Annotated in this window: 19 protein-coding genes; 8 read left to right on the top strand and 11 right to left on the bottom strand. The window is 74.1% G+C overall.

What is annotated here, in order from left to right:
* Positions 1-6: 6 nt before the first annotated feature.
* Both AC3CHW_RS01995 and AC3CHW_RS01990 read right to left on the bottom strand, forming a co-directional pair.
* Entirely contained in the window at positions 7-678 is a 672-nt protein-coding gene (locus AC3CHW_RS01995; RefSeq protein WP_488469344.1) for a class I SAM-dependent methyltransferase, read from the bottom strand.
* Between the two features lie 136 nt (positions 679-814).
* Positions 815-1,462: a hypothetical protein gene (locus AC3CHW_RS01990; RefSeq protein WP_488470937.1), complete on the bottom strand. Its 648-nt coding sequence runs from the start codon at positions 1,460-1,462 to the stop codon at positions 815-817.
* An 853-nt stretch (positions 1,463-2,315) separates the two neighbouring features.
* Here AC3CHW_RS01990 and AC3CHW_RS01985 point away from each other — a divergent pair.
* The 4 genes from AC3CHW_RS01985 (at position 2,316) to AC3CHW_RS01970 (ending at position 6,082) form a co-directional block, all read left to right on the top strand.
* Positions 2,316-2,924 (top strand): PadR family transcriptional regulator, encoded by a 609-nt coding sequence (locus tag AC3CHW_RS01985; RefSeq protein WP_488469343.1) that lies wholly within the window; start codon positions 2,316-2,318, stop codon positions 2,922-2,924.
* Positions 2,925-3,192: 268 nt separating this feature from the next.
* On the top strand, positions 3,193-3,846 hold the full coding sequence (locus tag AC3CHW_RS01980; RefSeq protein ID WP_488469342.1) for a hypothetical protein: 654 nt from the start codon (positions 3,193-3,195) through the stop codon (positions 3,844-3,846).
* A 12-nt stretch (positions 3,847-3,858) separates the two neighbouring features.
* A complete protein-coding gene (locus AC3CHW_RS01975) occupies positions 3,859-4,932 on the top strand; it encodes an EamA family transporter (protein WP_488469341.1) in 1,074 nt (357 codons plus the stop codon).
* A gap of 169 nt (positions 4,933-5,101) precedes the next feature.
* Positions 5,102-6,082: a DMT family transporter gene (locus AC3CHW_RS01970; protein ID WP_488469340.1), complete on the top strand. Its 981-nt coding sequence runs from the start codon at positions 5,102-5,104 to the stop codon at positions 6,080-6,082.
* Between the two features lie 157 nt (positions 6,083-6,239).
* Here AC3CHW_RS01970 and AC3CHW_RS01965 read toward each other — a convergent pair whose 3' ends face one another.
* Together AC3CHW_RS01965 and AC3CHW_RS01960 are read right to left on the bottom strand one after the other, a co-directional pair.
* Positions 6,240-6,887: an FMN-binding negative transcriptional regulator gene (locus AC3CHW_RS01965; protein WP_488469339.1), complete on the bottom strand. Its 648-nt coding sequence runs from the start codon at positions 6,885-6,887 to the stop codon at positions 6,240-6,242.
* Between the two features lie 64 nt (positions 6,888-6,951).
* Positions 6,952-7,785: a pyridoxamine 5'-phosphate oxidase family protein gene (locus tag AC3CHW_RS01960; protein WP_488469338.1), complete on the bottom strand. Its 834-nt coding sequence runs from the start codon at positions 7,783-7,785 to the stop codon at positions 6,952-6,954.
* 35 nt (positions 7,786-7,820) lie between these two features.
* On the opposite strand from AC3CHW_RS01960, the gene AC3CHW_RS01955 reads away from it, so the two are divergent.
* On the top strand, positions 7,821-9,152 hold the full coding sequence (locus tag AC3CHW_RS01955; protein WP_488469337.1) for an aminotransferase class I/II-fold pyridoxal phosphate-dependent enzyme: 1,332 nt from the start codon (positions 7,821-7,823) through the stop codon (positions 9,150-9,152).
* Here the strand turns inward: AC3CHW_RS01955 and AC3CHW_RS01950 are convergent.
* Positions 9,143-10,219: a DMT family transporter gene (locus AC3CHW_RS01950; RefSeq protein ID WP_488469336.1), complete on the bottom strand. Its 1,077-nt coding sequence runs from the start codon at positions 10,217-10,219 to the stop codon at positions 9,143-9,145. The genes AC3CHW_RS01955 and AC3CHW_RS01950 overlap by 10 nt on opposite strands.
* 74 nt (positions 10,220-10,293) lie before the next feature.
* Here AC3CHW_RS01950 and AC3CHW_RS01945 point away from each other — a divergent pair, with 74 nt between their 5' ends.
* Positions 10,294-11,226, top strand: coding sequence for a LysR family transcriptional regulator (locus AC3CHW_RS01945; protein WP_488469335.1), 933 nt, complete (start codon positions 10,294-10,296; stop codon positions 11,224-11,226).
* Positions 11,227-11,305: 79 nt separating this feature from the next.
* Here the strand turns inward: AC3CHW_RS01945 and AC3CHW_RS01940 are convergent, their stop codons facing one another.
* From AC3CHW_RS01940 to AC3CHW_RS01915, 6 genes are all read right to left on the bottom strand, one after another.
* Positions 11,306-11,728, bottom strand: a complete 423-nt coding sequence (locus AC3CHW_RS01940) for a Rieske (2Fe-2S) protein (protein WP_488469334.1) — start codon at positions 11,726-11,728, stop codon at positions 11,306-11,308.
* Positions 11,725-14,121 carry a S9 family peptidase gene (locus AC3CHW_RS01935; protein WP_488469333.1) on the bottom strand — a complete coding sequence of 799 codons (2,397 nt, stop codon included), beginning with the start codon at positions 14,119-14,121 and terminating at the stop codon, positions 11,725-11,727. Before AC3CHW_RS01935 ends, AC3CHW_RS01940 begins: the two co-directional genes overlap by 4 nt.
* Positions 14,122-14,320: 199 nt before the next feature.
* Positions 14,321-15,061 (bottom strand): class I SAM-dependent DNA methyltransferase, encoded by a 741-nt coding sequence (locus tag AC3CHW_RS01930; RefSeq protein WP_488469332.1) that lies wholly within the window; start codon positions 15,059-15,061, stop codon positions 14,321-14,323.
* 173 nt (positions 15,062-15,234) lie between these two features.
* Positions 15,235-15,714, bottom strand: a complete 480-nt coding sequence (locus AC3CHW_RS01925) for a phosphotransferase (protein ID WP_488469331.1) — start codon at positions 15,712-15,714, stop codon at positions 15,235-15,237.
* A gap of 829 nt (positions 15,715-16,543) precedes the next feature.
* A complete protein-coding gene (locus AC3CHW_RS01920) occupies positions 16,544-17,263 on the bottom strand; it encodes a leucine-rich repeat domain-containing protein (RefSeq protein WP_488469330.1) in 720 nt (239 codons plus the stop codon).
* Positions 17,264-17,465: 202 nt separating this feature from the next.
* On the bottom strand, positions 17,466-19,475 hold the full coding sequence (locus tag AC3CHW_RS01915; RefSeq protein WP_488469329.1) for an ABC transporter ATP-binding protein: 2,010 nt from the start codon (positions 19,473-19,475) through the stop codon (positions 17,466-17,468).
* Positions 19,476-20,017: 542 nt separating this feature from the next.
* Between AC3CHW_RS01915 and AC3CHW_RS01910 the strand changes: the two genes are divergently transcribed.
* Both AC3CHW_RS01910 and AC3CHW_RS01905 read left to right on the top strand, forming a co-directional pair.
* Positions 20,018-20,731, top strand: coding sequence for a polysaccharide deacetylase family protein (locus tag AC3CHW_RS01910; protein ID WP_488469328.1), 714 nt, complete (start codon positions 20,018-20,020; stop codon positions 20,729-20,731).
* Positions 20,732-20,927: 196 nt separating this feature from the next.
* Positions 20,928-21,758, top strand: a complete 831-nt coding sequence (locus tag AC3CHW_RS01905; RefSeq protein WP_488469327.1) for an alpha/beta fold hydrolase — start codon at positions 20,928-20,930, stop codon at positions 21,756-21,758.
* Positions 21,759-21,760: the final 2 nt, after the last annotated feature.

Below are 21,760 nucleotides of genomic sequence, written 5' to 3'. Positions count from 1 at the left end.
GGCGCCCTACAGTGGCGCTCGGTCCTGCTCGGGCTTCGCGGCCAGGAACGTGGCGACCGTCCGCTTCGCCCCCTGGCCGGGCTCCTGCACGAGTCGCGCGCTGACGACGAGGCCGGCCCGTGCCAGCAGATCGGCTATCCGGTCCGGCGGCACGAGGTGGGACTCGTAGGACACCGGATGTCCGCCGTACCCCTGCGTCGGACGTATGCGCTCGTCGTTTCCCACGTAGCCGGCCAGCATCAGTTGGCCGCCGGGGGCCAGCGTGCGCTGGAACTCGGAGAACACGGTCGGCAGCACGGCCGGCGGTGTGTGGTGGGCGGAGTAGTACGCCAGGGCGCCGCCGAGTTCGGCGTCCGCGATCGGCAGCGCGGTCATCGAGCCCACCGCGAAACGCACCCGGGGGTACGCCCGCTGGGCCAGGGCGACCATCCTGGGCGACAGGTCGACGCCGAACGTGGGCACACCCAACTCGGCCAGGTACGCCGTGACCTTGCCCGGCCCGCACCCCAGATCCGCGACCGGCCCGCGGTCGGCCGCCCGTACGGTCTCGGCGAAGGCCACCAGCATGGCCCGGGACAGCGGGTCCAGCTCCGCCGGGGACTTGACGCGTTCCGCGTAGTCGGCGGCGACGGTGTCGTACGACTCCCGGACCGCGGCCAGGTAGGAGGGTTCGGCCATGCGAGCGACTCTAGGGGAGGGCACTGACAATCAGGCGGGACGGGCTTCGGGGCCGCCGTTCGGCTCGCGCGGGCTGGCGCGGGTTAGTGCTTGCTGGTTCGTACGGGTTGGGGGCACGCCCTCGGAGTCGGTCCGGCTACCGGCTGTGCAGCCAGATCCGCAGCGGGCCGACCGGCTCGAAGCCATGGCGGACGGCGACCGCCAGGTCCTCACCCTGCTCGTAGCCGACCACCGGCAGAGTGGGGAACAGCTCGTGCGCGGCGTCCAGCACGCCGGGCCAGGCCGCGTCCGGGCCGCCGTCCAGCCCGAAGACGTTGGAAACCCCGACCACCTGGTCACCGCGGCTCACCACCGCGCCGGCGAGCACCCGGCCATCGGCGGACTGTCCCGCGAGCACGAAGGTGGCCGGGTCGTCGAGGAGTTCGGGGCGGAAGAGGTTCGCGTTGCCGTCCCCGCCGTCCCAGGCGAGCGCCCAGGCGCGCAGCGCGGCCGGATCGCGCACCACCTCCCAGGAGAGATCCGGCGCGCGGGCGGGCCCGCTCGCCGGACGGTGCAACCACTGCGCGCCGAACAGCACGTGGAAGCCGGCCTGCGTCAGGTCGAGGTCGGCGAAGCTGTCCTTGACGGTGGCGCCGGGGGCCGCGGTGTCGATCCGGGACACCAGCGCGGCCCGGTCGGCGCGCGGCGCAAGCGTCACCGCGTCGGGGTAGTACAGCGGTGTGCGGGCCGGAGCCGCCCAGGCGTCCGCCCCGAACTCGCCCGTCAGGCCGTGCGATCGGCTCATCGCCGCACACCATTCGGCGTTGTTGCGAGCGGCGGCCTGGACCAGGTGGTGCTGGGAAGACGTCACGAGTGCGGATCATGACGGGTCCGGCTCGGCCCGTCGAACGGTTTTCCGTTGGTCACTGCGAGAATGCTTCCCTCGAAGGCCCGGCAGTCGGCCGTTGCGCGGTGCCGGGCTCGTCGGCGCGGGCGGCTCGTCGGGGCCGGGTACGCGACGCCGCGCCGCCGGGCCTACGACCCGCGCCGGTCGCGGGTGCCTCGGGACCGCGCCGCTCCTCGACGGAGCGAGGGCGGCGGCTGCCCTGGCGGCTCGCTCGGTCTTCGCGTACCGCGCTCACCAGGTCCGTCAGGCGAAAGGTGGGCCGCGCCCGTGGGTTGCCATTCTGGAAGGAGCGCGGCGCGACCCCGCCTCGATCACGGCCGGCACGACGGGGAACGCCGACGTGGCCGCCAAGAGCACTGCGCCCCGCTGGCCGACCCGTTGGACCACGACATCGGACCGGTCCCAGGCGCACGCACCGCGGCAGCGGACGCCAGCGCGTGCCCGTCACCGGTACGCCGCACCGGGTGACGGCGACCCGACGCGAACCCTTCTTCCTCGGCGCCAGCTACCTCACCTCATCCAGGACCACGGCATCGACCCGTACTCCCTCGCTGGCCTGGGCCAGATGGCCAGATCACCTGAGACAGGGGCCAGGTGGACTTCGACGGGATGTGGCCCGTTGAGAGAAGGGGTCTTGTCGACCGATCGGTTCCGATATATCGTTGAAGCATCGCGACCGATTGGCGATGTGGCTCTGGCTTCGGCCGCGACAGGGAAGTGAACGTCAGACGCGAACAGAAGGATCAAGATCATGGGACACGAATTCGGATTCGGACACGGCCATGGGCACGGGCGCGGGCAGCGGGGGTCCGGGCACGGCTGGAGTGAGGGCGAGGAGCGGCGGGCCGCCTTCGGGGCGTTCGGGCCGCCCTTCGGGGGGCCGCCGTTCGGTGGTCGGGGGCGCGGTGGGCCGCGGGGGAGGGCACGGCGCGGCGACGTGCGGGCGTCTATCCTGGCGCTGTTGCGCGACCGGCCGATGCACGGCTACGAGATGATCCAGGAGATCGGCGAGCGCAGCGGCGGCGCCTGGCGCCCCAGCCCCGGCTCGGTCTACCCCACCCTCCAACTCCTGGAGGACGAGGGGTTGATCAGCAGCGTCAGCGAAGGCGGCAAGAAGCTGTTCACGCTGACCGAGGAGGGGCGTACCGAGGCCGAGGCCGGGCCGCGGGCTCCGTGGGAGGAAGCGGGGCGCGGCGTGGACTGGGAGGCGGCGCAGGAGATCCGGCAGGCCGGCGTCGGCGTGATGGAGGCGCTGGCCCAGGTCTGGAAGACCGGTACCAAGGAGCAGCGGGCCAAGGCGCTCGCCGTCGTCGGCGACGCGCGGAAGAAGCTGTACCTGATCCTCGCGGACGAGGACTGAGCCGCCGCCGAGCGGGGGTGGTGGGACGGCCGGCGCCGTGGCGTCATCGGTCGGTGGTGTCGTGCGGATGAGGTTCCACCGCCCGAGCCCGCGCCGGGGGAGTGCGTGGGGTGGGGCTGGCGTGCGCCGGCTCGCGGCATGGCCGCGTGGGCGTACGGATCTCATCCGCAAGGAGGAGGCCGATGGGCCGGGTGCCCACCCAGCGTGGGATGGCTAAATGATCCCCTGCGTGGATGCTTCGGGCTACCAGGGCTGATGTGGTGAGAGGGTGCAAAATCGTACTCCCCTTCCTGGCCAGGCCCGACCGGTTGCCTCGGGCGGCCTCCGTGGGGCCTTTGGTGCCGTCGGCCCGGCCGGCGCGGGCGGTGTCGATGCTGCTGCCGCGGACGTCGACGGCCTCGCCGTCGCCCTCAGCGACGAGCTCACGGCGGTGGTCGCCGCGGCCCGTCGACGTGCCTCTCGCGACGGCGACCGACACATCGACACCGCGCACCTGCTGCACACCGTGCTGGAAACCGTCCCACGCGCCGCGGCGACCTTCGAGGGCGGACCGCCGCAGGTGGCGCGGGTGCTGAGCTACCTGGCGCAGCGCACCATCGGCTACGGACTGAACTGGCACGGCACCGTGGAGGACTCCGGTGCCGTGCCAGTGGTCCACGCGGGGCGCGCCGCGTGGTCGCCGGCCGTCGCGGCGGCCGTGGCCCGGGCGGACGAGCGGGCCGCGGCGCGTGGCGCCGCGCAGGCCCAGGGGTTCGACCTCTTCGTGGCGCTTATCGACGACCGCGCGTGCCGCGCGGTGGAGGTGCTGCTCGGGGCCGGCGTGGACCTGGACACGCTGGCGCTGCGGGTGGCCGAGGAATCAGCCCGGCTGGCCAGCGAAGCTGCCAGTAGCGAACCGCGTGACGCTCCTGACTCGGGCTGACATGATGTGCCGATGCACGTGTCTCAGGGTCGGAGCGCAGGGCTCGGGCTCGCACTGGCGTCGGCGCTCACCTTCGGCAGTTCCGGCGTTGCCGCGAAGCCGCTCATCGAGGCGGGGCTCGACCCGCTCCAGGTGACCTGGCTGCGCGCGGCGGGCGCGGCCCTGTTGCTCCTGCCGGTGGCCTGGCACCACCGCTCCCTGCTGGTGCGGCGCCCGGCGCTGCTCGTCGGCTTCGGCCTGCTCGCGGTCGCGGGGGTGCAGGCGTGTTACTTCGCGGCGATCTCCCGCATCCCGGTGGGGGTCGCCCTGCTCATCGAGTACCTCGGGCCCGCCCTGTTGCTCGGCTGGGTGCGCTTCGTCCAGCGCCGCCCGGTCAGCCGTGCCGCCGCCGTCGGCGTCGCGCTGGCCGTCGGCGGGCTGGCCTGCGTGGTCGAACTCTGGGCCGGGCTCAGCTTCGACGCCCTCGGGCTGCTCCTGGGCCTGGGCGCCGCCTGTTGCCAGGTCGGCTACTTCCTGCTCTCCGACCACGGCGGCGACGACGCGGAGCCGGTCGACCCGCTGGGCGTGGTCGCGTACGGGCTGCTGATCGGGACACTCGTGCTCACCGTGATCGCCCGGCCCTGGGGGATGGACTGGTCGGTGCTCGGCGGGCGGGCGGACCTGAACGGCACGGGTGTTCCGGCCGCGCTTCTCCTGTTCTGGGTCGTGGTGGTGAGCACGGTCGTCGCCTACCTGACCGGCGTGCTGGCCGTACGACACCTCTCGCCTCCGGTGGCGGGCGTCGTCGCCTGCCTCGAAGCCGTGGTCGCGACCGTACTGGCCTGGGTGCTGCTGGGCGAACGGCTTTCGGCGCCGCAGGTGCTCGGCGGTCTGGTGGTGCTCAGTGGCGCCTTCATCGCGCAGACCTCGGCGCCCCGGCGCGCTCCCGCGGCGCCGGTCGCGGGCTCGCCACCCGCCGCTGCCGACGGTGCGCAGGAACCGGCATCGCCCGCGTGCCGGCTCGCGACTGGTGACGGTGGGCGGGCGGGCGCGGGGGCGGTCCCGGAGGGCGATACGGAGTTGTCCGAGGGCTCGCAGACCACTTAGGGTCCCGATCGTGCCCATGACTGTTCTGCCGCCTCCTGCCCGCTAGGGCGGGCGGCTCTCACCGAAGACCGAGTCCGAGGCGTGGCCCCGGACGAGTTGACGCTGCCCGCAGACGGGACGACGCGACCAACACCAGCCCGATCGGGCTGTCTTCCGTGGGAGAAACCTCGTGCTCACTCCTGTGCGCTCCGCCCTGCCCGTGGGGCGCGGGCTCGCCTACATCACCTTCGCCGCCACCACCTGGGGCACCGCCGGCGCGGCGGCCTCGCTGCTGTACGACACCAGTGGCCTCGGCCCCCTCGCCCTCACCTTCTGGCGCACGCTGGGCGGCCTCGCCCTCATGCTCCCCGTGGTGCTGCTCCGCGCCCGCCGTACGCGGACGCTCGCGCCGCGCGCCTACGCCCGCCCCTCGCGCCGCGACCGTACGACCCGGATCGTGGTCACGGGGCTGGGGCTGACCGTCTTCCAAACCGCCTACTTTCAGGCGGTCGACTCCACCGGCCTGGCCGTCGCCACCGTCGTCACGCTCGGCGCCGCGCCGGTCATGGTGGCGCTGGTCGGCCGGGTCGCCGTCGGCGAGCGCCTGGGGATCGGCGGCGCGTGCGCCGTCGCCGGAGCGGTGGTCGGCCTGTCGGTCCTGGTGCTCGGCAGCGAGGGCACCGGCGCGGTCCGCCCGGCGGGCGTCGGGCTCGCGTTGCTGTCGGGGGCCGGGTACGCCACGATCACCGTCTACACCCGCTACCTGAGCCGCGACGGCGGCGGCACGGACCCGTACGTCACCACGGTGACGTCGTTCGCCGTGTGCACCGGCTGCCTGTTGCCCTTCGCGTTGGCGGAGGGGCCGTTGCCGCAGGCGCAGCACCTGGGGCAGACGGTGGGCCTGCTGGTCTACGTCGCCGCCGTGCCGACGGCACTGGCCTACGGCCTGTACTTCACCGGCCTGGCCGTGGTGCGGGCCACCACGGTCTCCGTGATCACGTTGATCGAGCCGGTCACGGCCGCGGTCATCGCCGTCGCGCTGCTCGACGAGCGGCTGACGGTCGCGACGGTGCTGGGCACCGCCGTGTTGCTGTGCGCCGTGGTCGCCCTGGCGCTCGCCGAGGCGCGCAGCGCTCCGGCGGCGAGCGTCGACGCGGCGTCGACGGGCTGATCACCGCGCCGGAGGGACAGCGGCGGGCCGGCCGCGCGGGGTGAGCCCCCCGCGGCCGGCCCACCCGGGTCGGCCGGGCCCACCCGAGCGGGTGGCGTGGGTGGGCCCGGCCGAAGGCCGCCGGTGGCCGGCGTGGTGGCTGGCGCGGCGTGGGTGCTCAGCCCGCCGCCGCGGTCCAGGCGCCGCGGCGCACCTGGTGGGCCCGCGCCGCCGCGTCCCGGGGCGCGCCACGGGAGGCCAACGCGTCCGCCGTCCGCTGCCGGACCCGCTCCGACCGCTGGTTGGCGTACTTGAACTTGGCCCGCACGCCCACCACGTCAAGCCGCAGGCCGCGGATGCCGGCCAGCGAGCGGCCGTACGGCTCCTGGTCGGCGGCCACGGGCGCGGAGCCGCCCTCCGGCTGGAAGTGCGCGAGCTGCCTGGTGAGCAGGGCCGCCTTGGCCGCCGGATCGTCGACTATGTGTGCCGTACAACTGAGCTGCACGGCCGCGTAGAAGGTGGTGGGAACGCCGTGCTCGGGCGGTACGTCCGCGTCGGCCAGCCAGGGGCCCGGCACGAAGACGTAGTCGTCCGCGACGCTCAGCAACACCTCCGGACACGCCTCGATCGCCGACCAGATCGGGTTGGGTCGGGCCAGGTGCAGCAGGGCCTCCCGGCGCTCCTCGTCGTAGGCGAAGTGCGTGGGCTGCACGAGCGGCGGCGCGCCGGGCGGGCCGTTCGCCGCGAGGTGGCCGAAGTCGTGACGGGCCAGCCAGGACTGCCATTCGGCGTCGTCCTGGGCGGCGTCCCAGGGGTGGATCAACATCCGTGCGCTGCCTTTCGTGCGGTGCCTTGCCGTGGTGCTGTCGTGCCGTACCGCCCCGCTCCGGTCAGCGCTCGGCGAGGTAGTCGGGGAGCGGGATGGCCGGGTCGAGGTCGTCGGAGGGGATGGGTGTGCCGTAGCGCGGCGCGACGGGGAGCACCCCGGCCCAGTGCGGCAGCCCGAGGTCCTCCGGCTCGTCGTTGGGGCCGCCGTCGCGCCACTTCGCCGACACCTCCTTGAGGTCGAGGCGGAGCACGGCGGTGGCGGCCAACTCCTTGGCGTTCCCCGGCCGGCAGTCGGCGGCGCGGCCCGGCACGACGTGGTTGACCAGGGCGTCGAGGGCCACGGTGCGCTCGTGTGGGTCGGTGACCTGGTGTGCCACGCCGTGCACCACGACCGAGCGGTAGTTGATGGAGTGGTGGAAGGCGGAGCGCGCGAGGACCACGCCGTCCAGGTGGGTCACGGTCAGGCACACCGCGAGGCCGGGCCGCGACTGCCCGGCGTCCGCGGCATCGTCCGAGGCCGCCGCGCCCGGATCGGCCGCGTCGGCGCCGGCACCGTCGGTGGCCGTCGCGCCGTCGTCGCCGGCCGCCGACGGGTTGGCCGCCGCCATGCGCAGCGGGCGCGAGCCGGTGGAGCCGTGCACGTACAGCCGCTCCCCCACGCGCGCGTAGAGCGTCGGCAGGACGACCGGGGCGCCGTCCCTGACGAACCCGAGGTGGCAGACGTAGGACTGGTCGAGCAGTGAATGGACCAGTTCGCGGTCGTAGGAGGCGCGGTCGCGGTCGCGCGAGGTCACGGTGCGACTGGTCGGGCCGTACGCGGCGGGGGGTGTGCCATCGGCGGTCTTGTCAGCCTCCGGCGCAGGGGTGAGGGTGGAGGCGGATTCGACGGCGGCCATTGCCTTCTCCTTTGTATTAGTGCATACTCGTTATTGTGCTAGGAGAGTATCGGATCGAGGGGCGGCGCGCTGCTGATATTGCCGCCAGTGTGGAGCGGGCCGTCGGAGCGGGCGGTCTCGCCCCCGGCGAACTGCTGCCGCCCATGCGGGAGTTGGCGGTCTCGCTGGGTGTCAATCCCAACACCGTGGCCGCTGCCTATCGTTCGCTGCGCGATCGCGGAGTGATCGAGACGGCCGGGCGTCGGGGCAGCCGGGTGCGCTCGCGCCCCTCGACCACGGCCCGGGAGTTGATGGGCGTCGACGTCCCCGAAGGCGTTCGGGACCTGGCGATGGGAAATCCGGACCCGGCCCTGCTGCCCTCGCTCGGTGACGCCCTGGCGTCGGCCGCCGCGCGGTACGCGGAGCAGCCGGTGCTCTACGGGGCGCCGCTGGTCTCGGCCGAGCTCGCGCGGCTGGCGCGGGCGGCCCTGCGCGCCGACGGGGTGCCGGACGGGCCGATCACCGTCGTCTCGGGCGCCCTCGACGGCATAGAGCGGGTGCTCGCGGCCCATCTGCGGCCGGGCGACGTGGTGGCCGTCGAAGACCCGGGGTGGGGCAGCCTGCTCGACCTCATTCCGGCGCTCGGCCTGAGACCCGAGCCGGTGGCGCTCGACGACGACGGCCCGCTCCCCGAGCACGTCGAGCGGGCGGTGCAGCGGGGTGTCAGGGCGCTGGTGGTGACCAGCCGCGCGCAGAACCCGACGGGCGCGGCCGTCAGCGCCGAGCGCTCGCGCGAGCTGCGCGGGATACTGGCCGACCATCCGGGCCTGCTGCTGATCGAGGACGACCACGGGCACGGCATCGTCGACCTGCCCCTGCACTCACTGGCCGGGATCACCGACCACTGGGTGCTGGTCCGCTCGACGGCCAAGGCGCTCGGCCCAGACCTGCGACTGGCCACGCTCGCCGGCGACCCGGTCACGGTGGACCGCGTCGGGGGCCGCGCGCGGCTCGGCCCGGGCTGGGTCAGCCACCTGCTCCAGGACGTGGTCATACGGCTGTGGGAGACGGAGGCCGTCCAGCCGGACCGGGTCGCGCACTCCTACGGCGAGCGCCGCGACGCCCTCATCGCGGCGCTGGCTGAGCGGGGGATCGAGGCGTACGGGCGCAGCGGGATGAACGTGTGGGTGCCGGTGCCCGACGAGACCGGCGCGGTCTCCCGCATGCTGCACGCCGGTTGGGCCGTCGCCCCCGGAGCCCGCTTCCGGATGGCCTCCCCGCAGGGAATCCGGCTGACCATATCCGCGATCGGCGTCGATGACGTCGAGGAGCTCGCGGACACCGTCGCGGCGGCGGTCCGCCCGACGCTCGTGGGGCGCTACGGCTGACGTGGCGACGCGCTGGGCCGGCGTCCGGCGGCGGCGCGTCGGGGCCCGCGCTGGGTCAGGGCCGCGCCGGCGAGGACGATGACCGCTCCGACCGGGGTGTTCCACGTCAGCGCCTCGCCGAGGAGCAGCACGCCCGCCGCCGTGGCGATCACCGGGATGAAGTAGGTCACCAGCGTCGCCGTCGTCGGCCCGACCTCGGCGACCAGCCCGTACTGGAGCAGGAACGCCAGGCCCGTGCCCAGCGCGCCCAGGGCCAGCACGGACAGCAGGGGGAGCACCGGCAGGGAGTCGGGGGCGGTGGCGAAGAAGGGGGTGACCAGGCCGAGTTGCACCGTGCCCAGCAGGAGCTGACCGCCCGCCATGGAGAGGTTGGAGTGCGATGTGTGGGCCAGCGTGCGGCGCACGTAGATCCAGCCGACCGCGTAGCTGAGCGAGGCCGTCAGGGCCATCGCGGTGCCCGCCGGGTCCTGGCCGGAGAAGCCCTGCCAGGCGCCGAGCACGGTCAGTACGCCGACGAACCCGAGGCCCAGGCCGGCGATGCGGCGACGGGTGGGGCGGTCCTCGGACAGGGCGACGAGCGAGAGCAGCATGCCCCACAGCGGAGTGGTGGCGTTGCAGATCCCGGCCAGCGTGGAGGAGATGTGCAACTCCGCGTAGGCGAACAACGAGAACGGGAAGGCGTTGAGCAGGAAGGCCGCCACGGCGAGGTGGCCCCAGGTGCGGACGCCGCGCGGTAGCCGCTCCCGCTTGACGATCAGCACCGCGAGCAGGACGAGCGTGCCGAACAGCAGCCGCCCGAGCGTCACGTACAGCGGGGCGAAGCCGTCGGTGCCGACCTTGATGAGGAGGAAGCTGAAGCCCCAGATGAGGCACAGTACGGCGAACCGCAGCCGCCACCCCGGCCGGCCACGGGTGCGCTCGCGCGCGGCGGGGTGCCCAGCCGTCACGGGCGCCTCGGTCCGCGTGGTGGTGGCCGGAACCGAGGCGGGAGCGGCGGCTGGCGGGGGAGGGGCGGTGGTCGCGTGCGGGGTGTTCGCGGCTGTGCGAGGAGCGGGGGGCGTGCGCATGGGTATCACGATGGCGGTCGAATCGGATTAGAACAATCGAAATTTTGTGGCCCCCTTCACGTAGCATCGCTTACATGTTGAACCTAGACCGTCTGCGTACGCTCTACGCCGTCGCTCGCCACGGCTCCGTCAGCGCCGCGGCCGACGGGCTGCACGTCACCACCTCCGCCGTCTCCCAGCAACTGGCCAAGCTGGAGCGCGAGACGGGACAGCAACTGCTGGCCAAGAACGGCAGGGGAGTGCGGCTGACCGATGCCGGGCGGCTGCTGGCCGATCACGCGTCGCGCATCCTGTCCCAGGTCGAGCTGGCCCAGGCGGATCTGGAGGCGCAGCGCGGGCAGGCCGTCGGCGAGCTGGTGCTGGGCGCCTTCCCGACCGCGGCGCGCGGACTGTTCCCCACGGCGCTGGCCCGGCTCCGCGAGGAGCATCCCCAACTCCGTGCCCACCTACGGGAGATGGAACCCGACGAGTCGATCCCGGCGGTGGTGCGCGGGGACGTGGACCTCGCCGTGGTGCTCGACTGGTACAACAAGCCCCTCCCGGTGCCCGACGGGCTGGTCAAGGCCCCCCTGTTGGACGACGTCGCCGACGTGGCGATGCCGGCCTCGCATCCGCTCGCCGACCGGAGCGTGGTGGACCTGGAGGAGTTCGCGGGCGACGAGTGGGTCTCCTGGCCCAAGGGCGAGTTCTGCCACGACTGGCTGATGCTCACGCTGCGCGGCGCGGGCATCGAGCCCCGGATCTGTCACATGGCGGAGGAGCACCACACCCAGCTCGCCCTGATCGCCGCCGGGCTCGGCGTCGCCGTCGCCCCGCGCCTCGGCCGAGGGCCGATTCCGAGCGGGGTGCGCGTGGTGCCGGTCCGGCACACCATGCGGCGGCACATCTACGCCGCCTGGCGCGCGGACGCCGACCGCCGCCCGTCGATACGGGCGGCGGTGGAGGTGCTGCGGGCGACCGCGGTGGAACTCGGCGCGGCGGACGAAGGCGAGCCGGGCCCGTCCTGAGCGGCGCCCGCCCGCCGCGCTGACCAGCCGTGACGACCGGCCGCGCCGACCAGCCGTGACGACCGGACGCGCGAGCGGGTCAGCGCAGGGTGAGGGTGTCGCCCGAGACGGTGACCTTCGCCGCCTTGAGGGGGCGCCGGGCCGGGCCGGCCTTGACGCTGCCGTCGGCGATGGCGAACCTGCTGCCGTGGCAGTCGCAGTTGATGGTGCCGCCGGACACGCTGGCGACCGGACAGCCCTGGTGCGTGCAGATGGCGGAGAACGCCTTGTAGTCGCCGGCCGTGGGCTGGACCACGACCACCTTGTGCTTCTTGTAGACGACGCCGCCGCCCTTGGGGATGTCGGACGTCCTGCCCAGCTCGCGGGCGCCCGACGACTCCCCGTCGCCACCCCCGTCATCGCCGCACGCGGCGAGCACGGCGGACAGGCCGGCCACCCCGACGGCCGTGACCACGGTGCGGCGGCTCGCGTTCGGACTGGTCCTCGTCGGCTCCTGGGTCATGGTGTTGCCTCCCGGCTGGAGATCGCTGCGGAGGTTCCACGCGGACGTGCTGGGCCCGGCGCCGAGGAGTTGAGGGACCGGTGGAGGAAGTCGACCTGGAACCGCAGAAGGTTTTCGGTGACCGCATTGTCCACGGGGAGGTGGGTGGCGCCCGGGAGCGGCAGCACCGTGTGTGGCCGTCCGGAGGACAGCAGTTCCGCCGAGAAGCGCAGCGTGTGCGCCGCCAGCACGTTGTCGTCCGCGAGCCCGTGGACCAGCAGCAGCGGCCGACGCAGCAGGTGGCCGTGGCCGAGCAGCGACGTGTCGTCGTACGCGGCCGGCTGCTCGTCGGGGTGCCCCAGGAACCGTTCCTTCCAGTGCGTGTCGTACAGCCGCTGGTCGGCGGGGGCCGCGCCGGCGATGGCGGCGTGGAAGACGTGCGGCCGGTGCAGCACGGCCGCGGCGGCCAGGTAGCCGCCGAACGACCAGCCACGGATCGCCACCCGCCCCAGGTCCAGGCTGGGGTGCTCGGCCGCCGCCGCGTGCAGCGCCTCGACCTGGTCGTCCAGGACCGGCGTCAGCACGTCGCCGTGGACGGCCTTCTCCCAGGCCGGACCGCGCCCCGGGGTGCCCCGGCCGTCGGTGACCAGCACGGCGAACCCCTGCTCGGCCAGCCACTGCGAGACGCACGTCCACCAGCCGCGGCAGCGCCTTACGACCCGGAGCGCGGGCCCGGCGTACGGGTCGAGCAGCACGGGCAGCTTGCCGTCCCCGGGGGTGTGCCACGACGGCAGGTAGAGCGCGCTGCGTAGCGCGCGCTCACCCAGCCGCAGCAGGGTGGGGCGTGGCGTGAGGACCGGCCGCTCGGCGCGCGAGCCGATCAGCCCCACCGGCACCCCGTCCCGTACGACCGTGACCGTGTCCCCCTCGGGCGTGCGGCTGTCGATGACGACGGTGCCCCCGCCGCAGACCGCGTCGTGCACTCCCGGGCCCTGGCTCAGTTGGCGCAGGCCATCTCCCGGCGCGTACGACCACACGTGGCGTTCGGTGGGCTCCGCGCTGGCGGCGAAGAGCACCCGCTCGCCGTCGACGCCGAGCACTGCGTCCAGTTGGAGGCCCGCGGGGGTTTCGAACACCGGCCCGCCCGCGCCCGCCTCGGCCGGCCCGTCGTTCCCGTGGCCCACCGCGCCACCAGTCGTCCCGGAGCCGGCCGGGACGACGCGCAGCCCCCGCGTGTCGGCGCTCTCCCACGGCCAGACCCGTGCGCCGGAGGCGGTGCGGGCCGGGACGCCGGGCACGATCTGCACCCAGGCCGGGTCCCGCCGCTCGTGCAGGACGTGGGTCTCGCCGGTGTCCGGATCGGCGGTGAGGACCCGCAGGGTGCGCTGGTCGCGGCTCTGCACGGACAGGACGGGCCGTGGCCGTGCGCCGGCGCCCGACGCCGTGACGTGCGCCGGGGCGCCCGAGCCCATGTCCGTGTCCGTGTCCGTGTTCGCGTCCGCGCCCGTGTCCGCGCCCGCCAGGGCGTTTCCGTCCTCCCAGCCCGCGGTGACCAGGTACTCGAACGCGGCCCGGTCCCAGCGCACCTCGGTGCGCTGGCCGTCGAGGCCGACGACGTGCAGGGACACGTCCGCGTTGGCGGTGCCGGCCGACGGGTAGCGCACCGCGCGTGGCCGCCGCTCCGGATGCGCCGCGTCGCCGATGAACACGTGCCGTACGGGACTGACGTCCACCCGCGCCACGAGCAGTGACCTCCCGTCGGGAGCCCACCAGAAGCCGCGGTCGCGGCCCATCGACTCGGCGGCGACGTACTCGGGCAGCCCGTAACTGACCTCGGGGCCCTCCGGCGCGAGCAGCCGCCGGTCCGTGCCATCGCCGTGCCCGCGCCAGGCAGCGGCGGCCGGGCCCGCCGCGCCGGTTGTCCCGCCCGTCGCCGTGCCGTCCGGTGCCGTCAGCTCCACGACGTGCAACGCGCCCCCGGTGATGTAGCCGATCCGCCGCCCGTCGGGGGACAGGCGCGGGTCCACCACCGGGCCGGCGGCCGACACCGGGAACGGCGCGCCGTCGACGCGTACCGCCCACAGGGCGCCCCCGAGCGGAAAGGCGGCTATCCGCCCGCCGCGGTCTATGCTGAAGGAGACCACGCCCTCCGAGGACTCCCGGGCGCGTTCGCGGCGCAGCCTCTCCGCGGCGGGCAGCGCCCGGGGCTCGCCGGTGAGGTGCCGTGGGTCGGCGAGCACGCGTTCCTCGCCGTCCTCCCACACCCACAGCGAACTCGTCGGGTCACTGCCGCTGGCGGAACGGACGAAGAAGACGCGGCTGCCGTCGTCGGCGACGGCGAAGTGCCGGGGGACGCCGAGCGCGAAGCGGCGGGTCCTGGCGTACTGGGCGGGAAAGTTCGTCACGTCGTTCATCCCGACACTCTGACAGGACGTGAACCCGCGGCGCGTACCCCTTCAGCCCGCCGGACCCGCCCGCACCACCGAACCCGCCCGCGCCCCCCACCGGACCCATCCCGCCTCGCGGACAAGAGCGGTCGCCAGCCGCAAGCACCATCGCCCGCCGCACTCGCCGCTCCCGTCGCCCACCGCTCCCCGCGCACACCGCCGTCCGTCACGAACCAGGCTTCTCCCAGACCGAGACGTGCTGCTCGCTCTCGCTGGTGAACGGCGCCCGTGACCAGTCCTCCCAGCGATCCCGCAGCCGTAGGCCGGCGAGCTGCGCCATCAGGTCGAGTTCGGCCGGCCACACATAGCGGAACGGGATGGACCGGTGCTGGGCCCGCCCGTCCGTCACGGTGACGTGGTGCGAACTCATGGCCTGCGTGGCGACGTCGTAGGTGTCGAAGCCCCACCGGGACGTACCGATGTGGAAGGGCACCGCGTCCTGGCCCGGGGGCAGTCGGCGCAGTTCCGGCACGCCGACCTCGATCACGAAGCAGCCGCCGGGCGCGAGGTGGGCGGCGGCGTTACGGAAGCAGGCCACTTGGGCTTCCTGCGTCGTCAGGTTGTTGATGGTGTTGAAGACGAGGTAGACCACCGCGAAGCTGCCTGGCACGCGGGTGCTGGCGAAGTCGCCGATGCGCACGTCGACGGCGTCGCCACCGGGCTTGGCAGCGAGCCGGGACGCCATGGCGCGGGACATGTCGATGCCCTGTACCGGCACCCCGCGTCGGGCGAGCGGCAGTGCGATCCGACCGGTCCCCACGCCGAATTCGAGCGCCCGGCCGCCACCGGCGAGCCCGGCCAGCACGTCGACCGCGGGGTCCACCACCTCCGGCTGGAATCGCTCCGCGGTCGATGCGTCATAGGTGGCCGCCACGTCTTCACCGAAGTATCCGTCCGCTTCCCTCATGGGCGGAACGCTAGCCCTCGTGGCCCCGCCGACGCGCGCCAATTTCCGTGCGCTGTCCGTGCGTTGACCGGTCGGATGTCCGCCGCGTCGCGTCCTACCCATCCCGAACACGGCCGCGGCACGGTCTTCGTACCATCGCGGCCGTTGCGCGGGGTCGGGTGTGGTCACCGGTGCTACCGGACGTCCCAGGCGTCCCAGTCGTCGATGGCCGCCAGGCAGCGTTCGACGATCGGGAGCCGGGCGGGCCATTCGCGGCCCCGCTGCTGGATGGCCATGACGTGCAGGGCCAGGGGGGTGGCGAGGTTCCACGGCAGCGCGGCGCGCACGTCGTGCCGGCAGTGGTCGAGGTCGTAGCCGGTGACGCCGCGCGCGAGGAGTGCCCGGTGGTACTCCCGCACGAGGTCGGCCTCGATCGTTCGCCGCAGTCGCGGGGTCAGGCTGGTGGCCAGGAAGCGGGCCACGTCCAGCGGGCCGCAGCCGTGCTGGGCGAACTGGAAGTCGATGAACCGGACGTCCCGGGGCCGGTCAGCCGCGCCGAACGCGATGTTCTGGCTGTGGAAGTCGCCGTGTACGAGGGTGCGGGGCGCCGCGGCCAGCCGGGTGGCCAACCGGTCGAAGCCGGCCAGCAGCCGCTGCGGCGCGTCGCCCAGCACCGGGGGCCAGGCGGCCGGTGTGGGAGCCCAGCCAGCGCGCGCAGAACGCGGTGACCGCGGCGTCCCGGGGCACGGTGATCTCCCGGGCGCCGGCCGGCAGGTCGCGGCCCCACCACGGGGCGTGCAGCGCGGCCAGCTTGCGCACCGCGGCCAGGGCCTGCTCGGCCGAGCAGCCGTCGATCTGTCGGACGAAGCCCTGGTCGCCCAGGTCCTCAAGGAGCAGCCAGCACGGTCCGCCGCCCGCCTCGCCTCCGCTGCCCAGCACCTGGGGAACGACCGGTTCGGGCAGTCGGGGAGCGAGGTGACGGTAGAACTCCGCTTCCACCTCGGCGAGTCGCGGGCCCTCGGCGAAGGCGGCGGAGGCGGTCTTCAGCACCAGCGACGGCGGCCCCGGCGGCCCGTCCGGCGCATATGCGAGCCGCAGCCGTACGACCGCTCCCACCAGGCCGGAGCCACCCACCGGCGTCGCCCGCGCCGCCACGACCCGGCCGCCGTCGGGCAACCTGCCCGCGCGCCGCAGGAGTTCGGTCAGGCCGGCCACGTCGTCGGCGAGGGAACTGGCGGGCGACTCGGACAGGAAGCGGACGTCATGCGTCACGGAACTGCTCACCTCCACGTTCGTAAGCGACAGAGTTCGTACGAGACCGAAGCGGACCCGCGCCGAGTGGCGCGCGCGGCTCGCGGAGGTGGGTGGCGGGAGGGGCCGCGCGCGGGCGGGCTGGCGCGGACGGGAGGGGCGGCGACCGGTCGTGGTGCGCGGCGGGGAGCGGCCGGCGGGGTACGTCGCCGATGGCGGTGTCGCCGCGAGGGGCCCGTGCGTACGGGACGCTCAGGTCAGGACGACGCATCCGCGGTGCTCCAGCGCGGCCAGCAGCGGGTGGGCCGGGTCCACCTCGTTCCACCGCAGGTCCAGCTTCTCCAGCGCGGGCATCCGGGAGAGCCAGTCCGGCAGGTGGCGCAGGCGGTTGCTCCGCAGGTCGAGCTGGCGGAGCCGGGGCAGGGCGGCCAGGGCCGAGGGCAGCGCGGACAGGGCGTTCTCGCGCAGCTCCAGGTGGCGCAGCTCGTGCAGGTCGGCGACGGACGGGGGCAGGTGCGTGATCGCGTTGCCGCGGAGCCAGAGCTCGCGCAGGGCGCGGAGGCCGCCGATCTCCTCGGGCAGCGTGCTGAGCCGGTTGTGCTGGGCGCGGAGTTCGACCAGACCGGCCATGCGTCCGAGGGTCGCCGGCAGGGCGGTGAGGGCGTTCTCGCCGACGTTCAGGTAGCGCAGCCGCGTCAGGTTGCCGAGCGCGTCCGGGAGCCGGGCGAGCCGGTTGTCGTGTAGGTACAGGCAGCCGCTGAGCCCGGTGAGCTGTCCCAGCGCGTCGGGCACCGAGGCGAGCGCGTTGTGCCCGAGGTCCAGGGTGGTCAACCGGCGCAGCGCGCCGATCGCCGCCGGAAGGTCCGTGAGCCCGTTGTCCGCGAGGATCAGCACGTTCAGCTCGGCCCGCCGCCAGACGTCATCGGGCACCGTGCCGAGCCCGTGCCGCCACAGGTTCAGGGTGTTCACCACGGTCGGCCCCCTTCGCGCGTGCGTAGCGCCTCGATCGTGTGTAGCGCCTCGATTCTCGCCCGTGGGGCGCGCCCCGGCGACCACGTTTCGCGGTCCACCGTGGTCGGCCCGCGACCCGCGCCCCGGTCGGTGCGTCGCCGGGGCGCCCACGCGGGGCGCACCCCTGGGGCGCGCCCGGCGTGGGGCGGTCGCCCGGGCGGGGTCAGCCCGCCGCGTCGGGGTGGGGCGCGCCGGCCCGGCGGGCGGTGGGCAGGTCGTGCGGTCGCGTGGGCGGGTGCCCGTACTGGGCTGCCTGGCGTTGGAACATCCGCTGGTACAGGCCCCCGGGCCGGGCCATGAGCTGGTCGTGGGTGCCGTCCTCGGCGACGAGCCCGGCGTCGAGGACGTAGATGTGGTCGGCGGTGGTGGTCGCGGCGAGCCGGTGGGTGATCAGCACCACGGCCGTGCCGTCGTCGGCGAGCTGACGCAGCCGTTCGAAGGCTTCGATCTCGGCGTGTGGATCGAGCGCCGAGGTCGGCTCGTCGACCAGCAGGAACGGCGCGTCGCGGTAGCGGCTGCGAGCCGTGGCGAGCTTCTGCCACTGACCGCCCGAGAGCTGTACGCCGCGCTCGTAACCCTTGAAGACGATCGAGTCCCACCCGTGTGCCAGGCCCTCGACCAGCGAGTCCACGTCGGCCGCCCGGGCCGCGGACCTGACCTCCGCCATGTCGCGGGCCCGGTCGCCGGCGCCGACGGCGACGTTCGCCGCAGCGGTCATCTGCCACTGCGGGAAGTCCTGCGCCAACAGGCCGACGGAGCGGAAGACCTGCGCCCGGTCGGCGTCGCGTAGCTCGACCCGTTCCCCGTCGGCGCCCTCCCACCACACGGCACCCTCCGTGGGCAACACGAGCCCCGCGAGGATCTTGGCCAGCGTGGACTTGCCCGAGCCGTTCATCCCCACCAACGCGGTCACCTCTCCCGGCCGCACCCGCAGGCTCACGTCCGTGAGCGCGGGCTCGGCGGCGCCCGGGTAGGTGAACGACACCTTCTCCACCCGTACCGCCCGCACCGGCGACGGCAGCGGCGCGCCCGTGCGCGGGATGGCGTGCTCGGCCGCCAACCGCGTGGCCTCCTCGGTGTCGCTGAACTGCAACATCTCCTCGTACATGCGGTTGACCTGGCGCACCAGCGAGGTGAGCCCGGCGGTCGAGTTGCGGATGGCGACCACCGCGGTGCCTCCCACGGCAAGCGGCAGGCCGCCGCTGGTCAGCAGCCACCACAACATCCCGTAGCAGCCCAGCGACGCCAGGCCGGAGAAGGCCCCCGCGACCAACTCGGTGTGAGCCTGGGCCCGGGCAAGCCGCCGCTGCTCGGTCTCCATCAGCCGCGACATCTCCTCGTAGCCGCGCAGCAGGAGCGTGCCGGCCTCGTGCGCCCTGATCTCACCCGCGGCGTGCGGCATCGTCAGGTACTGCAACAGCGTCGCCACCGCGCGCCGGTGATCGACCCAGTGCCGTCGCGAGAGGTACTCGCGGCGCGCCGTACGGACCGCCCCCCAGCCCCTGGGCACGGCGATCGCCAGCAGCATCGGCAGCAGCGTCCAGTGCAGCGAGGCCAGCACGGCGGCCGAGGCCACCATGCTGATCAGGACGCCCGTGATGCCCACCGACAGACCGAGCATGCGGCGCGCCGAGTCCGTGCCGAACTTGCCCGCCTCCAGGTGCCGCTGGATCTCCGGTTGCTCGGTCGCCGCCACCTCCACGCGCGTGACGGCCCGGTAGTACTGGGTGGACACGGCCCGCTCGATCTGTGGTTCGAGGCGTCCGGACATGGCGGTCGACCAGGCCGCCAGCAGCGCCGTGCCGACCGACACCACCGCCAACACGATGAGCGCGGGCAACGACTGCCGCAGCTTGTCGGGGGTGGGGCCGTCCGCGAAGAGGTGGGTGAGGACCCCGTTGACCGCCACCAACCCCGTGGCGCCCGTGACGCCCTGCCCCACCTGGGCCACCACGAGCCCGACCAACGCCCGCCGGTCCGCGGCCCAGCCGGCCCGCAGCACCACGGCCATCATGCGCGGCAGCGCCGAGGCCATCTGGCCGAACCCGGTGCGCGCGAGCGCGCCTTCGTGCTCGACGTACGCGTCGTTCCAACGCAGTCGGCCGCCGAACAACTCCTGTTCCGCCGCCGAGACCCCGCCCGCGGACTCCCGCTTCCGCTTCAACCCCGCCACCCCCGGCCCCCGTCGGCCCCGGCGCTCGGGGCGTGTCCGGCCGCACGACCGCGCCTTCGTGCGCCGACCGCCGTGTCCCGGTTCCGATCCCGATCGGCGCGGAGTGCGGCGGCGCACGCGGGCCAGGGTGGCGGGGTGGTCGGTCGGAGGCGCGCGCCGGCGACGGCGGCGGCTGGCACGAGGGACGGTGCGGCGTACACGGTGGCCTCCGGATGAGGGTTCGAGGAGTACGGGCGCTCTGGCAACGTCGGCCGACGCGGGTGCGTAACGGGCCGGCCACAGGCTGGCCGCCCGCGAGCGCTTCCCGCAAGGCGGCCGAGGCCGCGTGCGCCGCGTGGGTGGGAGAGGGGCCCTGTCTTACGCAACTAGCTCGAAGTCAGCGGTAGTTGGCCTGTGTGGGAGGTCGGCGCGTGCGCGGGCGGTGGTGTGGCGGTCACCGACTTCGCCGCGGGGGTGGGCTGCCGGGGGGCGGCGCACGGGGGCGACCCGTGGGGGCGGACGTTCCATTGACAGCGTTTTGGTCTGGACCAATTATGTGGAGCATGTCGAGAATCCGTGGAACGCTCGCCGCGCTCGCGGCCCTGCTGTTGCCCCTGGGGATGGCCGCTCCGGCGGCCGACGCCGCCGGGGGCGCGGTGGCCGCGCCCGTACCCGCGCCCGTGTACACCCACGTCGACACCGAGGACCCGGTCCTCTTCATCACGATCGACGACGGCTGGGGCACGGTATCCGCGGCCGGCGCCCGGAAGTTGCTGATCGACCGGCGGGTCCCCGCCTCGCTCTTCCTGCTGCCCGGCGCCTACCAGCGGGACATGGACTACTACGGCACCCTGCTCGCCCACAGTCCGGCCCGCGTCGAGAACCACACCGTCAGCCACCGCGACATGACCACGCTGACCGCGGCCGAGCAGCGGGCGGAGATCTGTGGCGCCCGCGACGAGCAGTTGTCCGCCTTCGGCGACAGCCCACAGTTGTTCCGCCCGGCCGGCGGTCAGGACCACCAGTGGCCGTACTACAACGACGACACCCGCACCGCCGCCACCGCCTGCGGGGCCAAGGCCGTGGTGACCTGGACCCACGACCTCACGACCTGGGGCTCGTGGACGCCACCCACACCCGAGCTGAACCGTGGGGACATCGTGCTGCTGCACATGGGCCCGCAACTGGAAGGCGACCTCAAGCGGGTACTCGCGGCGGCGGACGCGGCCGGCCTCAGGCCGGCGAAGCTGCGCGAGTACGCGCACGCCGCGCGCTGAGCCGCGCGGACGCGCTCACCGGGTAGCCGGCCATAGCACCGGGCAGTCAGCCGTAGCACCGGGCGGCCGGCCCGGGGCGGCGAGACCGACCCGACCCGGCGAGACCGACCCGGCCAAGCACGGGCCGCGGGCGGCATCACGCCCGTGGTGGGTTGTGGGTTGTGGCCATCCGGTGACGGGTGACAGGGTCCGTGGCATGCCCACCTTCCCCGCACCCGACGGAGTCCCACTCGCCTACCGCGCGATCGGGGACGGCGAGCCGCTCGTGTGCCTGCCCGGAGGTCCCACAGCCGCGCGCTACCTCGGCGATCTGGGTGGCCTCTCCCAGCACCGCCAGCTCATCATGGTGGACCCGCGCGGCACCGGCGAGTCCGCGCTGCCCGAGGACGTCTCGTCCTACCGTTGCGACCGCCTGGTCGACGACGTCGAGGCGCTACGCGAACACCTCGGACTCCCGCGCTTCGACCTGCTGAGCCACTCCGCCGGCACGAACATCGCGACGCGGTACGTGGCTCGGTATCCCAAGCACGTCAACAGGCTCGTGTTGGTCGGCCCCAGCCCGCGCGCCGTGGGGCTGGCGATCACGGCGGAGACGCGACGCGAGGTGGCGCGGCTTCGCGCGCACGAACAGTGGTTTCCGCCAGCGTTCGCCGCCCTGGAGGCGATCACCGACGGTACGGGCGGCGACTGGGAGGCGATCGCTCCCTTCTTCTGGGGTCGCTGGGACGCCGCAGCGCGGCGACACCACGCCGCCAGCCAGCCCACGAACGAGGAAGCCGTCGCCCTCTTCGCCGCCGACGGCGCCTTCCAACCGGAGTCCACCCGCGCGGCGCTCGCCGACTGTCCGGTCCCGGTTCTGCTGGTCGCCGGGGAGTTCGACCTGAACAGCCCGCCGCGCTCGGCGGCCGAGTTCGCGGCGCTGTTTCCCGACGCCAGGCTCGTGGTGCAGCCGGGCGCTGGCCACTACCCCTGGCTCGACGACGCCGACCGGTTCGTGTCGAGGACCGCGGCGTTCCTGAAGGAGTAACG

The organism is Streptomyces sp. MGP-BFMKR1, assembly GCF_057766585.1.
The sequence above is the reverse complement of the archived record's forward strand: the minus strand, read 5'-3'. Positions and strand labels throughout refer to the sequence as shown.

Bases quoted from the DNA above. Each gene is read 5' to 3' on its own strand.
- AC3CHW_RS01960 (WP_488469338.1), bottom strand. From the start codon at position 7,785: ATGGCCGCCGTCGAATCCGCCTCCACCCTCACCCCTGCGCCGGAGGCT.
- AC3CHW_RS01905 (WP_488469327.1), top strand. From the start codon at position 20,928: ATGCCCACCTTCCCCGCACCCGACGGAGTCCCACTCGCCTACCGCGCG.
- AC3CHW_RS01930 (WP_488469332.1), bottom strand. From the start codon at position 15,061: ATGAGGGAAGCGGACGGATACTTCGGTGAAGACGTGGCGGCCACCTAT.
- AC3CHW_RS01990 (WP_488470937.1), bottom strand. From the start codon at position 1,462: ATGAGCCGATCGCACGGCCTGACGGGCGAGTTCGGGGCGGACGCCTGG.
- AC3CHW_RS01910 (WP_488469328.1), top strand. From the start codon at position 20,018: ATGTCGAGAATCCGTGGAACGCTCGCCGCGCTCGCGGCCCTGCTGTTG.
- AC3CHW_RS01945 (WP_488469335.1), top strand. From the start codon at position 10,294: ATGTTGAACCTAGACCGTCTGCGTACGCTCTACGCCGTCGCTCGCCAC.
- AC3CHW_RS01940 (WP_488469334.1), bottom strand. From the start codon at position 11,728: ATGACCCAGGAGCCGACGAGGACCAGTCCGAACGCGAGCCGCCGCACC.
- AC3CHW_RS01935 (WP_488469333.1), bottom strand. From the start codon at position 14,121: ATGAACGACGTGACGAACTTTCCCGCCCAGTACGCCAGGACCCGCCGC.
- AC3CHW_RS01985 (WP_488469343.1), top strand. From the start codon at position 2,316: ATGGGACACGAATTCGGATTCGGACACGGCCATGGGCACGGGCGCGGG.
- AC3CHW_RS01965 (WP_488469339.1), bottom strand. From the start codon at position 6,887: ATGTTGATCCACCCCTGGGACGCCGCCCAGGACGACGCCGAATGGCAG.
- AC3CHW_RS01975 (WP_488469341.1), top strand. From the start codon at position 3,859: ATGCACGTGTCTCAGGGTCGGAGCGCAGGGCTCGGGCTCGCACTGGCG.
- AC3CHW_RS01950 (WP_488469336.1), bottom strand. From the start codon at position 10,219: ATGCGCACGCCCCCCGCTCCTCGCACAGCCGCGAACACCCCGCACGCG.
- AC3CHW_RS01995 (WP_488469344.1), bottom strand. From the start codon at position 678: ATGGCCGAACCCTCCTACCTGGCCGCGGTCCGGGAGTCGTACGACACC.